14 protein-coding genes are annotated in these 13,994 nt (G+C 68.1%); 2 read left to right on the top strand and 12 right to left on the bottom strand.

The features are described 5' to 3' along the window. Nucleotides 1-9: 9 nt before the first annotated feature. Nucleotides 10-291 (top strand): hypothetical protein, encoded by a 282-nt coding sequence (locus DFR49_RS19915; protein WP_119037466.1) that lies wholly within the window; start codon nucleotides 10-12, stop codon nucleotides 289-291. On the opposite strand, the gene DFR49_RS19910 is transcribed toward DFR49_RS19915, so the two are convergent. From DFR49_RS19910 to wecB, 3 genes are all read right to left on the bottom strand, one after another. After that, nucleotides 282-1,094: a metallophosphoesterase family protein gene (locus DFR49_RS19910; protein WP_119037465.1), complete on the bottom strand. Its 813-nt coding sequence runs from the start codon at nucleotides 1,092-1,094 to the stop codon at nucleotides 282-284. The two genes, DFR49_RS19915 and DFR49_RS19910, sit on opposite strands and share 10 nt — an antisense overlap. Before the next feature lie 73 nt (nucleotides 1,095-1,167). After that, complete coding sequence (gene wecC / locus DFR49_RS19905) at nucleotides 1,168-2,466, bottom strand: UDP-N-acetyl-D-mannosamine dehydrogenase (protein ID WP_119037464.1); 1,299 nt, start codon at nucleotides 2,464-2,466, stop codon at nucleotides 1,168-1,170. Then, a complete protein-coding gene (gene wecB / locus DFR49_RS19900) occupies nucleotides 2,450-3,589 on the bottom strand; it encodes a non-hydrolyzing UDP-N-acetylglucosamine 2-epimerase (protein ID WP_211325950.1) in 1,140 nt (379 codons plus the stop codon). Before wecB ends, wecC begins: the two co-directional genes overlap by 17 nt. Nucleotides 3,590-3,715: 126 nt before the next feature. Here wecB and galU point away from each other — a divergent pair, with 126 nt between their 5' ends. Beyond that, nucleotides 3,716-4,591 carry a UTP--glucose-1-phosphate uridylyltransferase GalU gene (gene galU / locus DFR49_RS19895; protein ID WP_119037463.1) on the top strand — a complete coding sequence of 292 codons (876 nt, stop codon included), beginning with the start codon at nucleotides 3,716-3,718 and terminating at the stop codon, nucleotides 4,589-4,591. Between the two features lie 22 nt (nucleotides 4,592-4,613). Here galU and DFR49_RS19890 read toward each other — a convergent pair whose 3' ends face one another. The 9 genes from DFR49_RS19890 to DFR49_RS19850 form a co-directional block, all read right to left on the bottom strand. Next, the gene (locus tag DFR49_RS19890; protein WP_119037462.1) at nucleotides 4,614-6,155 is read right to left on the bottom strand and encodes a serine hydrolase domain-containing protein; all 1,542 of its coding nucleotides are present in this window, start codon (nucleotides 6,153-6,155) and stop codon (nucleotides 4,614-4,616) included. A gap of 82 nt (nucleotides 6,156-6,237) precedes the next feature. Next, nucleotides 6,238-7,440, bottom strand: coding sequence for an ABC transporter permease (locus DFR49_RS19885; protein ID WP_119037461.1), 1,203 nt, complete (start codon nucleotides 7,438-7,440; stop codon nucleotides 6,238-6,240). A 45-nt stretch (nucleotides 7,441-7,485) separates the two neighbouring features. Further along, nucleotides 7,486-8,250 carry a HesA/MoeB/ThiF family protein gene (locus DFR49_RS19880; RefSeq protein ID WP_119037460.1) on the bottom strand — a complete coding sequence of 255 codons (765 nt, stop codon included), beginning with the start codon at nucleotides 8,248-8,250 and terminating at the stop codon, nucleotides 7,486-7,488. Further along, entirely contained in the window at nucleotides 8,247-8,684 is a 438-nt protein-coding gene (locus DFR49_RS19875; protein ID WP_245968667.1) for a hypothetical protein, read from the bottom strand. Before DFR49_RS19875 ends, DFR49_RS19880 begins: the two co-directional genes overlap by 4 nt. Beyond that, entirely contained in the window at nucleotides 8,681-9,124 is a 444-nt protein-coding gene (dut, locus tag DFR49_RS19870) for a dUTP diphosphatase (RefSeq protein WP_119037459.1), read from the bottom strand. Before dut ends, DFR49_RS19875 begins: the two co-directional genes overlap by 4 nt. Further along, nucleotides 9,121-10,314 (bottom strand): bifunctional phosphopantothenoylcysteine decarboxylase/phosphopantothenate--cysteine ligase CoaBC, encoded by a 1,194-nt coding sequence (coaBC, locus tag DFR49_RS19865; protein WP_119037458.1) that lies wholly within the window; start codon nucleotides 10,312-10,314, stop codon nucleotides 9,121-9,123. The genes dut and coaBC overlap by 4 nt, the downstream gene beginning before the upstream one ends. Nucleotides 10,315-10,327: 13 nt before the next feature. Next, the gene (locus DFR49_RS19860; protein WP_119037457.1) at nucleotides 10,328-11,440 is read right to left on the bottom strand and encodes a hypothetical protein; all 1,113 of its coding nucleotides are present in this window, start codon (nucleotides 11,438-11,440) and stop codon (nucleotides 10,328-10,330) included. A 3-nt stretch (nucleotides 11,441-11,443) separates the two neighbouring features. After that, entirely contained in the window at nucleotides 11,444-12,979 is a 1,536-nt protein-coding gene (ubiB, locus tag DFR49_RS19855; RefSeq protein ID WP_119037537.1) for a 2-polyprenylphenol 6-hydroxylase, read from the bottom strand. A gap of 193 nt (nucleotides 12,980-13,172) precedes the next feature. Further along, nucleotides 13,173-13,904, bottom strand: coding sequence for a class I SAM-dependent methyltransferase (locus DFR49_RS19850; RefSeq protein ID WP_119037456.1), 732 nt, complete (start codon nucleotides 13,902-13,904; stop codon nucleotides 13,173-13,175). Nucleotides 13,905-13,994: the final 90 nt, after the last annotated feature.

Genomic DNA, 13,994 nt, shown 5'->3' with positions numbered 1-13,994 from the left:
GAGGCTGTGATGCGTTCGACCGATGCGCACACATGGCTATTTTCCGCCGATTCGGTTATGGATCACGCCGTGTTTGGCCTGCCGAGGGTTTATGTAGTGGCCAACGTTTTGCAGTTGTTTCGGTGCAGCTTCGGCAAGCACCAGCGAGATCGTCGTGCGGCGTGGTTCGACGGCAGTGTCTGGCGATCGTCCTGCGTCGGGTGCAAGCGGCCGATGTATCGCGAGTTCGACGGCTGGCACCTGTCAGACGGCGAGCCGCCGCCGGGTATCGCGCACGACCATCACCGCTGAGCGGCGCGAATCCCGTCGCGTTGGTCTTGTTTCGCCGCTGCCGGTTCGGTGGCGAGGAACCAGCGCGCGTCGCCTTCGAGCCCCAGCGCGGTGAGGCGCCCGCTTGTGAAGGCACCGGTATCGATCCCGATCCGGTTGGGCAGATCCTCGGGCGCGTCGGCGATCGTGTGGCCGTGGACGATCAGCTTGCCGAAATCGCCGTCGTGGCGGAGGAAGCGGTTGCGGATCCAGCGCAGATCGGCGGGGCGCTGATCGGCGAGATCGACGCCCGGACAAACGCCGGCATGGACGAAGGCATAATCGCCGATCTCGATCACGTCCTCGGCCCGGCGCAGGAAAGCGACATGATGTTCGGGCACCGCCTCGCGAAGGCGCGCCGACAGCGATGCCGAATCGAGATGATCATAATCGTGCTCGCTGACGCCGTAGCTCAGGATCGTCTCGCGACCGCCGATGCGCGTGAACAGGCGTAGCGCGTCGTGATCGCCGTCGAGCACGTTGAGGAACACCTCTTCGTGATTGCCGAGCAGCATGCGGACGTGCGAGCGCTCGTTCGACAGGCGGATGACGCGTTCGATCACCCCCGCCGAATCGGGGCCGCGATCGACGAGGTCGCCGAGGAACACCCAATCGGTGCGCATCGTATCGCGCGCGGCATCGTCCGCAGCGATCCGCGCGATCAGATCGTCGAGCAGGTCGAGGCGGCCGTGGATATCGCCGACCGCATAGACGCGGCGCCCGGCGGGAACGGTACGGGGCGGCGCGGGCTCGGGAGCGGCGCGCTTTCGAAACAGGCTGAGCATCGGGAAGGTCGGAACGCCTTACACGCCAATTGGCTGGAACGCGCCGCGCACATGGCACAGCGGCGCGCCGGGTTCAACTCGCGAGCCGGACATCCCGAGGCGCGGTCGATACCGGCGGCTGATCGGGCCAGATGCCGCGCGTGTCGTAGACCTGCTTGGCCGCACGCTCGTCGAGCGGGACCGATTTGAAGATTTCGTGATCGACGAGCACGACCATCAGCGGGCAGCTTTCGATCGCGTCGTCGAGATCGATCAGCCGCGCGGCCGTGCCGGCAAAGGCGGCGGGCAGGCCGTCGGTATAGGGCTCGACGATGCGCACGCGATCGCCGAAGCGGCGGGCGAGCGCGAGCGCGACCTTGACCGCGGGGCTTTCGCGGAAATCATCGATATTGGCCTTGAAGGCGAGCCCGAGGCAGGCGACCGGCGCACCGGGATGCGCCTCGATCAGCGCGGCGGCGGACTCGATGACGTGCGCGACCTTGCCGTCGTTGACTTGGCGGGCGGTGCGGATCAGCGGGGTCTGTTCGGGCGCGGCGCTGACGAGGAACCACGGATCGACCGCGATGCAATGCCCGCCGACGCCGGGGCCGGGCGACAGGATGTTGACGCGCGGATGGCGGTTGGCGAGGCGGATCACTTCCCACACATCGACCCCCATCTGATCGGCGACGAGGCTGAGTTCGTTGGCGAAGGCGATGTTGACGTCGCGGAAGGCATTCTCGGTGAGCTTGGTCATTTCCGCCGCGCGTGCCGAGGTGGTGATGCACGCGCCGCGCACGAAGCGGCGGTAGAAGGCGAGCGCCTTCCTCGCGCAGCGCGGGGTGATGCCGCCGATGACGCGATCGTTGTCGATCAGTTCGACGAGGATGCGGCCGGGCAGCACGCGTTCGGGGCAATAAGCGATCGCGACATCGGCGGTGTCGCTGGTGCGGCCGGGAATCCTGAGATCGGGGCGCAACCCGGCGAGCAGATCGCGGACCTTCTCGGTGGTGCCGACGGGCGAGGTCGATTCGAGGATCACCACATTGCCGGGCGCGAGCACCGTCGCGATCGTGGTCGCGGCCTGGAGGACATAGCCGATATCGGGCGCGTGATCGTCGACGAACGGGGTGGGGACCGCGATCACGAACACATCGGCGGGCTCGATCTGCGTCGCGGCGCGCAGATGCCCGCGCGCGACCACGCCCGAGACGAGGCCGTCGAGATCGACTTCCTCGATATGGACCTTGCCCGAGTTGACCGTCTCGACGACGTGTTCGGACACGTCGATGCCCAGCACCTGCGCGCCGGTGCGCGCGATCACCGCGGCGGTGGGCAGGCCGATATAGCCGAGGCCGAGAACGACGACCTTGAGTTCAGAGTCCGAAACCATGTGCGACGATCCTAGCAATCCGTTCAGCCGCATGGCCGTCGCCGAACGGATTGTGGGCGCGGGCCATTGCGGACCAGGCATGGTTATCGTCGAGGAGGGTGAAGATTTCGGAAACGATGCGGTCTTCGTTCGAGCCGATCAGCTTCGCGGTGCCGGCGGCGACGCCTTCGGGGCGTTCGGTGGTGTCGCGCATCACCAGCACCGGCTTGCCGAGCGCCGGCGCTTCTTCCTGCACGCCCCCCGAATCGGTGAGCACGATATGCGCAAGGCCGAGCGCTCGGATGAAGTTTGGATAGTCGATCGGATCGATACGAGCCACATTGGTTCGTTCGCCGAGAATGTCATCCATCACCGAGACGACGTTGGGGTTGGGGTGCATCGGGAACAGCACCGCGACGTCGGGGCGCTCGGCGATGCGCGCGATCGCGTGGGCGATCGAGGCCATGCCGCCGCCGAAATTCTCGCGCCGGTGGGTGGTGACGAGGATCAGCCGCTTGCCGGCGAAGCGCGTGGCGACGGGATCGAGCGCGGCGGCGAGCGCGGGATCGGCGGCGATCCGCGCGGTGGTGGCGTGGAGCGCGTCGATCACGGTGTTGCCGGTGACGTGGATCAGGCGCGAGTCGACATTCTCGCGCTTCAGCGCCTCGGCGGCGGTGTCGGTGGGGGCGAAATGCTGGTCGGCGATCGGCGCGACGATGCGGCGGTTCACTTCCTCGGGCCAGGGCGCGTAGATGTCGCCCGAACGCAGCCCCGCTTCGACATGGCCGACGGGAATGCGACGGTAATAGGCGGCGAGGGCTGCTGCCATGACGGTGGCGGTGTCGCCCTGGACGATGATGCGATCGGGTTTTTCGACGTCGAGCGTCTCGCCGATACCGGTGAGGAGCCGCGCCGTCAGCCGGTCGAGCGACTGGCCGGGTTCCATCAGGTCGAGATCGACGTCGGGGGTGAGCCCGGCGATGTCGAGCACCTGATCGAGCAGCCCGCGATGCTGCGCCGTCACGCAGGTGCGCACACGAATCCCCGGCGTCGCCGCAAGCGCGCGCACCACGGGGAACAGCTTGATCGCCTCGGGCCGCGTGCCGAACACCACCAGCACCGTGCGTTGCGCGTCTTTGGTCATGCCCGTCGCCGTAATGCCCCGTCGTTAAGACCGGCCTAATTCTGACGTGTGGTCGGGTGCTCCGCAATTTGCTACGGGCGGCGCCGACTGGGGGGTCGTTGCGATTTGGAAAGGACCGTTTTCCCAATGTCGATCAAGCCTCTGCGCAAGGCCGTCTTCCCCGTCGCGGGGCTGGGCACGCGCTTCCTGCCCGCCACCAAGGCGACGCCGAAGGAGATGCTGCCCGTCGTCGATCGGCCGCTGATCCAGTACGCGGTCGACGAGGCGATCGAGGCGGGGATCGAGCAGATGATCTTCGTGACCGGCCGCAACAAGACCGCGATCGAGGACCATTTCGACATCGCCTTCGAGCTGGAAACGACAATGGCCGGCCGCGGCAAATCGCTCGAGGTGCTGGAGGCGACGCGGTTGAAGCCCGGCGCGTGCGCCTATGTCCGCCAGCAGGAGCCGCTGGGGCTGGGCCATGCGGTGTGGTGCGCGCGCGATATCGTGGGCGACGAGCCGTTCGCGATCTTCCTCGCCGACGAACTGATGATCGGCAAGCCCGGCTGCATGAAGGCGATGGTCGAGGCGTACAACCGGATCGGCGGCAACGTGGTGTGCGGGCTCGAAGTGCCCGCCAGCGAGACCGACAAATACGGCATCATCGATCCCGGCGAACGCGACGGCGCGCTGGTGGAGGTGAAGGGGCTGGTCGAGAAACCGAAGCAGGGCAGCGCCCCGTCGAACATCATGATCCCCGGCCGCTACATCCTCCAGCCCGAGGTGATGCGCATCCTGGAGACGCAGGAAAAGGGTGCGGGCGGCGAGATCCAGTTGACCGACGCGATGGCGCAAATGATCGGCACGCAGCCGTTCCACGCCTTCACCTTTGGCGGCAAGCGCTACGATTGCGGGGACAAGGCGGGGTATGTCCAGGCCAACCTGGAACTGGCGCTGGCGCATCCCGAGATCGGTGCGAAGGTGCGGGCGTTCGGGGAGCGGTTGTTCGCGAAGGGGTGAGCGGGCGCGGTTCCGCCGGATATCACAACGGGAAGGAATCGCCTCTCCCTATGCGCGTGATCATCTCGCGCGCGTGGGCGTTGGACGGATTCAGGGCAAGCGACCGACGGAAGCTCGCGGTCGCCTTGCCCGCGAAGGCGGGGCCGGCCGCGGCGTACCCGTCGCCGAGACTGTCGTGAACGTTCCAGTCATTAGGATATTCGCGCGCGTTGAATTCCCATAAAGCGATGGCGTCCGCCACGCGGCCCTTGTGCAGCAGGGAATAACCGAGACGATTGAGTTCGTTGGCATTGAAGATGTAGCTTGCCGGAGATTCCTTTTTCAGCACCTCATAGCGGGCGATCGCCGCCGACACGCTTGCTTCGTGCAAAGGCCGAAGAATGGTCGCCGCGATGGAGCGCGGGATCGGAAGCCGCTTGCCTGTTTTCCATTCCATCCAGTCGGCGACGAGTTGGTTCGATACGTTCCAGCCGTTCGAACCGTTGGTGAGGACGATCAGTCCATCGCGCCTGGCCCGGCTGACCCAGAAGAAGCTCTGCCACCCACGATTGCCGCCGTCATGGCCGACGCGTTCCACACCGTCCGGGAAACCGTCGCCTGCCGGCTGGATGGCGTAGCCCAACCCCCAATGTCCATCCGTGCCGGGCGCAGGCGAGGTCATGAGATCGAGTATGCCCGGCTTCAACACCGCCCCGGATCGCGGGTCGTCGATCGACGCCAGCGCGTAGCAGGCCATGTCGCCGACGGTCGTATACATGCCCGCCGCCGCGAGTTCGGCGAATCTGGGTGTGGGCGTCTCTTCCCCCAGCTCATCATAGGCCCGCGCCGCCCGGCCAAGCACGTCGGCCGTCAGCGCGAAGCTGCTGTCGTTCATGCCCAGCGGGCGAAGAACCGCGTCGCGCATATAGTCGGCGAACGATCTGCCCGCGGTTTCCTCGACCAGCAGTTGCATCAGCGTGTAGCCGCCGCCCGAATAGGACCAGCGCGTGCCCGGCGTCGCCTCCAGAACGACCGCGCCTGCCCCGTTTGCCTGACCGGACAAGGACTGTTCCAGCGTCGGTATAAGGTCATCAGGTCCCCAGCCGCGATAGCCGGACACCGACAGGCCGGCCGTGTGGCTGAGCAGTCGCCGCAAGGTGACACCCGATGCCGGATAGGGCGACGCGGGCAGGTGCCAACGCTTCAGCCGCGTGTCGACCGGATCGTCGAGCGATAGCTTGCCGTCGCTCACGAGTTGCATCGCGCCCCATGCCGCCACCGATTTGGAGGTCGATCCGATGTTGAACAGCGTTCCGGGGCCGACCGGCGCCGCGGTTGCCTTGTTCGCCACGCCGAAGCCACGCGCCAGAATGACCCTGCCGTTCTCGATCACCACCACCGCACCGCCCGGTACGCTGAAATCCTGAAGGTAGGTCGGCGTTCGGGTACTGACCTGATCTACGAAGGCGGCCTCGCGCGCGGTCTTCTGTGCCGCAGAGTCGGCGCAGCGGGCGAATGCCGGATCGGCGACCAGAGCGCCCGCGACCGCCAGCCAGATCGCGCACAGTGATCCTCGCCCCATCATGTCCCCCGCTGGAATGCTTTCAGACAGCCGGAGCTTGTCGCGCCTCGGCTGACGGTACAAGACTGATTAGAGGGCCACGCGATCATTCGTGCCGCAGGGCGTCGATCGGGTTGAGCGCGGCGGCGCGGCGGGCGGGGAAATAGCCGAACACCACGCCGATCACCGCCGAGACCGCGAAGGCGAGCAGGTTGATGCCGGGGGAAAATACCCAGTCGACCTTCATCACCGGCGCGATCGCCATCACCGCGGCTTGCGCGATGACCAGCCCGATCAGGCCGCCGAGGCACGACAGCACGATCGATTCGACGAGGAACTGGAGCAGCACCTCGCGCGCGACCGCGCCGATCGCGAGGCGGATGCCGATCTCTCGTGTGCGCTCGGTGACCGAGACCAGCATGATGTTCATGATGCCGATGCCGCCGACGATCAGGCTGATCGCCGCGACCGCGGTGACGATGCCGGTGAGCAGATTGGTGGCGCCCGCCAGCGTCTCGGAAATCTGCTTGGGATCGACGATGAGGAAGTCGTCGTCCTCGCCCGGCTCCAGCCGGCGGCGTTCGCGCAACAGGTCGGTCAGCGAGGCCTTGACCTGATCGGTGTCGTAGGCGGCATCGACGCCGATCAGCATCGCCTTGATATCGGTGGTGCCGAGGAAGCGGCGCTCGACCGCCTTGATCGGCATGATGACCATGTCGTCCTGGTCGCCGTACTGGGCCATGCCCTTGCTGGTGAGCAGGCCGACCACGGTGCATGAGACGGTGCCGGCGCGAAAGCGCTTGCCGATCGGGTCGATGCCGGGAAACAGATTGCTGCGCACGGTGCCGCCGATGATGCAGACGGCCTTGCCCGCCTGCTCCTCGATCCGGGTGAAGATGCGGCCTTGCTCGAGCGGCCAGGGCTGCACCTCGAAATAGACGTCATCCATGCCGAAGATCGTCGTCGACCAATTGTAGCCGTCACGGATGACGGTCGCGCTGGTCTGGGCTTGCGGCGCGACACCGGTGACGCCGGCGACCTGCTGCTCGATCGCGGTCACATCCGCCGGTTTGAAGTCGGGCGGACGCGCGCCGCCACCGCCGCGCCTGAATCCGCCGCCGGGATGAAGGTGGAGGATGTTGGTGCCGAGATTGGCGATACTCTGCTGCACCGCCGCGCTGGTCGCATTGCCGAGCGTCACCATCGTCACCACCGCGGCGACGCCGATGACGATGCCGAGCACCGTGAGGAACGAGCGCAGCACGTGCCGGCGGATCGAGCGGAAAGCGAGGACCAGCGTCGTTCCCAGCGTGGCTGTTCCCCCCTTCGCTCGCCGCGCGCCCGACGTTGTCGCTTATGAAGCTGGCCCGTGTCCACAGGCCGGGCAACCCGGATCTTTCGGGAGGCGCAATGTGCGGAAGCGGAAGTCGAGCGTATCGACCAGCAGCAGCGATCCGGCGGGATCGGTGCCGAAGGGCACGATCGCGCGGATCGCTTCCAATGCGGCGAGGCTGCCCATCATGCCGGTCATCGCGCCCATCACGCCCTGTTCGGCGCAGCTTGCCTCGGCGCGGTCGGGGTCGGCGCCGACGAGGCAGCGGTAGCAGGGCTTGTCGGTCTCCCAGCCGCGGAAGACGGCGAGCTGGCCCTCGAACTGGCCGATCGCGGCGGAGACGAGCGGGATGCGCTGCGCCAGCGCGGCGTCGGCGGCGGCGAGGCGGGTGGCGAAATTGTCCGAGCCGTCGATGATCACGTCGGCGCCCGCGATCAGCGCGGCGGCGTTGGCGGCGTCGAGGCGCCGGCGGCGCTCGATCACCGTCACGTCGGGGTTGAGCCGCGCGACCGCGGCGGCGGCGGCGGCGGTCTTGGGCGCGCCCTGGTCGGCGGTGGCGTAGAGCGTCTGGCGCTGGAGGTTGGAGAGATCGACCCGATCGTCATCGATCACGATCAGCGTGCCGACCCCGGCGGCGGCAAGATACTGGATCGCGGGGCTGCCGATCCCGCCCGCGCCGACCAGCGCGACCGTGGACGCCAGCAGCCGCGTCTGCCCCGTGCCGCCAATCTCCTTCAGGACGATGTGGCGCGCATAGCGGGAGAGTTGATCGTCGCTGAGCGTCACGGCTGCGGGAAGACGAACGTGGCGCGGAACCAGCGATCGTCGTGGCGCGCGCGGGGAAGGAGGTTCTCACGCGCGAAGCTGAGCGCGAGCCCGGCGCCGAATTGCTCGACCGTCGGGCAATCGATCGCACGCGGCAGCGTCCGCAATATCCGGCCGTCGCCATCGACGAGCACCGCGACGTCGAGCGTGATCGTGTAGCGGCCGGCGGCGTCGCGCGGCGGCCGGCAACGGCCCGAGCGAACCTCGTCATCGACAAAGCGGCGCATCGGCGGCGTCAGGGTCGGCGGCTCGAGATAGCTGAGCGGTGCGAGCATATCCCAGTCGATCGTCGCCGGGCGGGGCCGTTCCTGCATTGCCGGGGGTTGGGCCGATCCGGGAATATGGGTCGACGGCGCGAGCACGCTCTGAAGCGCGAGCAGCAGCAGCGGGATCACCGACCGGTCGATCCGAACCCGCCCGCGCCGCGCGCGGTATCGTCGAGCGCGGTAACCTCATCGAGCGTCGCGTGCTGGACAGGGGCGGGGACGAGTTGCGCGATGCGATCGCCGCGCGCGATCGCGAACGGCGCGTCGCCCAGATTGGCGAGGATCACCTTGACCTCGCCGCGATAGTCGCTGTCGATCGTGCCCGGCGTGTTGAGACAGGTGACGCCGTGCTTGAGCGCGAGCCCCGAGCGCGGACGCACCTGCACTTCGTAGCCGGCGGGAATCGCGATCGCGAACCCGGTGGCGACCGCGTGGCGCGCGCCGGGGGCGAGCGCGATGTCCTCGGCGGCGACCACGTCCATCCCCGCCGCGCCGTCGGTGGCATAAGCGGGGAGCGGCAGGCCGTCGCCGTGAGAAAGGCGACGGATCGCAATGCGGATCGGGGTCATGCAGTCTCCTGAAGCGTGTCGGCGATGCGGGTCGCGAGCCGTGTCGCGACCTGTGACTTGGGGAGTTTTTCCCAACTTTCAACATCTTGCGCGCGGATGATATGGACGGTGTTGGCGTCGCCCCCCATGACGTCGCCTGACACGTCGTTGGCGACGATCCAGTCGGCGCCCTTCTTCGCGCGCTTGGCGGTGGCGTGTTCGATGACGTGATCGGTTTCGGCGGCGAATCCGATGAGGAGGCGCGGGCGATGCGGGCTGGTCGCGAGCATCGTCAGGATGTCGGGATTTTCGGTGAGCCGGAGCGTCGGCGTGCCGGTGCCCTTCTTGATCTTTTGTGGCGCGGCGTCGGTGCGCCAGTCGGCGACCGCGGCGACGAGCACGGCGGCATCGGCGGGCAACGTCTTGGCGACCGCGTTCGCCATCTCCTGCGCGGTCTCGACATCGACACGCTCTACGCCCGCGGGGGTATCGAGCGTCACCGGGCCGGCGATCAGCGTCACCGCCGCGCCTTCGGCCGCGAGCGCCCCGGCGATCGCGAAGCCCTGCCGCCCCGACGAACGGTTGGCGATGTAGCGGACCGGATCGATCGGCTCGTGTGTCGGCCCGGCGGTGACGAGGACGTGGCGGCCGGCAAGGCGGCCGGGCGCGGGCGGGGTGCCGGCGAGATGCTGCTCGATCGCGGCGAGGATCGCCTCGGGCTCGGGCAGGCGGCCGGGGCCGTATTCGCCGCACGCCATCGGGCCTTCGTCGGGATCGAGCACGGTCACGCCGTCGGCGCGGAGCCGGGCGACGTTGCGCTGGGTCGCGGCGTGCTGCCACATCCGCACGTTCATCGCGGGCGCGGCGAGGACGGGGGTATCGGTGGCGAGCAGCAATGTGGTCGCGAGATCGTCGGCGATGCCGGCGGCCATCTTCGCCATGAGATCGGCCGTGGCGGGCGCGACGACGACCAGATCGGCCTCGCGGCTCAACTGGATATGGCCCATCTCGGCCTCGTCCTTCAAATCCCACAGGCTGGTGAAGACCTGGTTTTCGGACAGAGCGGCGAGCGTCATCGGCGTCACGAAGTGCGCGCCGCTTTGCGTAAGGACGCAGCGCACCGCGATCCCCGCCTTGCGCGCGAGCCGGATCAGCTCGCACGCCTTGTAGGCGGCGATGCCGCCGCCGACGATCAGCAGGATACGCTTCATCGCTGGGCCCCTGTCATCGCTGGATTCGCGTCACGGTGATGCGGCGCGTATCGAACGCCGCGGTGATGATATCGCGAATCGCATCGGGTGCGAAGGCGAGGCCGATCAGTGCCGTCGGCGCGATCATCAGACCCCAGTAGAAATTGTCAGGCCGCGCGAACAGCCCGATCAGCAGGGCGTAGACGAGCAACGTCGCCAGCGTCCGCGTCGCGAGCGGATCGTTCCACCCCGCCCAGCCGACGATGGCGACGAGCAGCAGCGCGCCCGCCAGCCAGATCGGCAGCGCGGCGAGCGCGGTCGACACCGCGATCGATTCGAGCACGAAGCCAAGCCCCATCATCCCCTGCCAGCCCGGCGAGGTGAGGTCGCCGGGCTGGACGACCATGCCCACCGCGTGGATATGGACCGCCACGACGACCGCGAAGATCAGCACCGTCGCGGCCCAGCCGAGCGCTTCGCGTGATCGGCCTTCGAGCAGTGCCAGCCCGCCCATCGCGAGCACGAACAGCAATGCCGTCTCGCGCACCAGCATCGCGATCAGCCCCAGCGCCACCGCATCGAGCCAGCGTTCCGGCCGGCGCACCGCGAGCGCGAGTGCGATCAGCAGCCCGGCCCAGATTTCATGGAAGACGACAAGCGGAGGCTGGACGAAGGCGATCAGCCCGCCCGCGATCAGCACCATCGCCGCGCCGAGCGGGCCGGGGCGGGGCAGCGCGACCCGCAGTCGCGTCAGCCAGGCCGCGGCGGTGATCGCGGCGAGCACGAACAGCAGCAGCATATCGGCGACCCGCGGCAGCGCGGCCTCGACCACCGCGAGCGTCGGCAGCCGGAAGGCAACGAACGGGCGCAGCGGATAATGGCCCGCCCGCAGCGCATCGGCGGCGACGTCGTAATAGCCGCCGCCGTTGCGGATGCCCTCGACGATGGAGCGGTAGAGCGCGGCGTCGGTCTGGCGATGGCCCGAATCGGCGTGGCGGGGCGGGGGCAGCGACGAACTGGTCGAGAGCGCGACGGCGATCGCGGCGAGCACGACGGCGATCGCGAGCAGCAGCCGGGCATTGTGGCGATGCAGCCCGGCGAAGCGGCTCGGCCGGGCGGTAAAGAGCGGAGGCCGCGCGCGCGCCATCGATCAGTGGACCAGCAGCCAGGTCGCGCCAATGCTGATCGCCGCCGTCACCAGCGCGACCGCGAGATAGCGCCAGCCGCCGCCGATCCGCACGACCTCGATCTCGCGCAGCGGCGGGGCGGGCGGCGCGCCGCCGGGCGGCGGATAGCGCGCCTCGATCGAGCGGATGAGGTCGGGGAGCCGCGCCAGCGTGCGCAGATCGGTGACGATGCGATCGGCGATCGCGGCTTCCGGCCCCAATTCGGTGCGAATCCATTCGCGCACGAACGGCGCGGCGGTATCCCACAGGTTGATATCGGGATCGAGCGCGGTGGCGACGCCTTCGACCATCACCATCGTCTTTTGCAGCAGCAGCAGGTGCGGCTGGGTCTGCATGTCGAAATCGCGGGTGATATTGAACAGCCCGTCGAGCATCATCCCGATCGACATATCCTTGACGGGCAGCCCGCGCATCGGCTCGCCCACCGCGCGCAGCGCGGTCGCGAATTCGGCGACATTGTGGTGCGGGGGCACGTACCCCGCCTCGAAATGGATTTCGGCGACACGCTTATAATCGCCGGTGATGAGGCCGTAGAGAATCTCGGCGAGCCACACGCGGGCACGCCGGTCGATCCGGCCCATGATGCCGAAATCGATCGCGCCGATCCGGTTGCCGGGCAGCGCGAACAAATTCCCCTGGTGCATGTCGGCGTGGAAGAAGCCTTCCGAGATCGCCTGCCGCAGGAACGCATGGACGAGCGTGCCCGCCAGCGCCGACAGATCGTAGCCCGCGGCGACCAGCGCCTCGCGGTTCGACAGCTTGATACCGTCGATCCATTCGAGCGTCAGCACGCGCCCCGAGGTGCGCTGCCAATCGATCGCGGGGACGTGATATTGCGGCTCAGCCTCCATCATCTGCGCGAGTTCGGACGCCGAGGCGGCCTCGCGGCGCAGATCGAGTTCGCGCGCGGTCCAGCGCTTGAAGGTCTCGATGACGAGGCGCGGGCGCAGCCGGGCGATCTCGCCGCCCTGCGCTTCGAGCTGCGCGGCCGCCCATTCGTAGGTTTCGATGTCGCGCGCGAATTCCTTCTCGATCCCCGGGCGCAGCACCTTGACTGCGACCTGGCGGCCGTCGGTGGTGGTGGCGCGGTGGACCTGCGCGATCGACGCGGCGCCGATCGGGGCCGGATCGATCGCGGTGAACAGCGTTTCGAGCGGCCGGCCGAAGCTCGCGCGCATCGCCTCGCGGATCGTCTCGAAGGGAACGGGGGGCAGCGCGTCCTGGAGGCGCAGCAAATCGCTCGCGGCTTCCTCGCCGACGAGATCGGGCCGGGTCGCGAGCGTCTGGCCGAGCTTGATCGCGGCGGGGCCGATCGCCTGGAACGCGTCGGCATAGCGCGGCACTTTGGGCACGCGGGCGCCGAAGCGGGCGACACGCGCCAGCCGTCGCACCGGGGCGGGCGTGTTGGGATCGCGCTCGATTCCTGTCAGCGCGCCGTGGCGGGCGAGCGTGCGGCCCCATTTGAGGAGGCGCCAGAGATGGACGGCGGGGAGAGTCACCGGGCGCGACACTCGGAAGAAATCGGGTTCGCGCAGAGGCGCAGAGGCGCAGAGAGGGCGATTGCGGGCCTGCCGTCGCGCGCCAGCGAGATCTCAACTTTCTTGACTGACCGTGAGGAGGAAGGCCGCTGGCGCGGCTGGGCACGCCACGGGCGACACCCCTCTGCGCCTCTGTGCCTTTGCGCGACCAAGTTCAAATCTTCCACCCCGAATGGATCGCCACCAGCCCGCCGAGCATCGGCTCGACGTGCGTGTTCACGAACCCGGCGTCGGCGATCATGCGTTCGAAGGTCGGCATATCGGGGAAGCGGCGGATCGATTCGATCAGGTAACGATAGCTGTCTTCGTCATGCGCGAGCAGCTTGCCGACCTTGGGGACGATCCTGTGCGAATAGGCGTCGTAGACCTGCGCGAAGCCGGGCCACAAGGTGGTCGAGAATTCGAGGCAGAAGAAGCGCCCGCCGCGCTTGAGCACGCGGTGCGCCTCACGCAGCGCGGCGGGAATGTCGGTGACGTTCCTGATCCCGAACGCGATCGTATAGGCGTCGAAGAAGCGGTTGGGGAACAGGAGCGTCTCGGCATTGGCCTCGGTCCAGACCAGCCCATCGATCCCGCGTTGCTGCGCGCGATCCACGCCGACCTCGAGCATCGCCGGGTTGATGTCCGCGACGGTGACGGCGGCGCCCGATTTGGCGAGCCGGAAGGCGATGTCGCCGGTGCCGCCGGCCATATCGAGAATCTGCTCGCCGGCGCGCGGCTTCACCCGGCGCACGAAGCGATCCTTCCACAGCCGGTGCATGCCCCCCGACATGGCGTCGTTCATCAGATCATAGCTGCGGGCGACGCTAGTGAAGACGCCGCCGACGCGGGCGGTCTTCTCCTCAGGGGCTACGTCGGCGTAGCCGAAGGACACGGTCTCGGTCATGTGCGGCGTGTAGCCAAGGCTTGTGGGGGGAGCAAACGCATCCTAGCTGGATTATTCATCGATCGCGGCCCCGGCCCGCTCCCCCACCCT

The sequence above is a fragment of the Hephaestia caeni genome (genome assembly GCF_003550065.1).
In the GTDB taxonomy this organism is placed as follows: Bacteria; Pseudomonadota; Alphaproteobacteria; order Sphingomonadales; family Sphingomonadaceae; genus Sphingomonas; species Sphingomonas caeni_A.
This window is presented reverse-complemented; position numbering and strand designations above follow the sequence as displayed.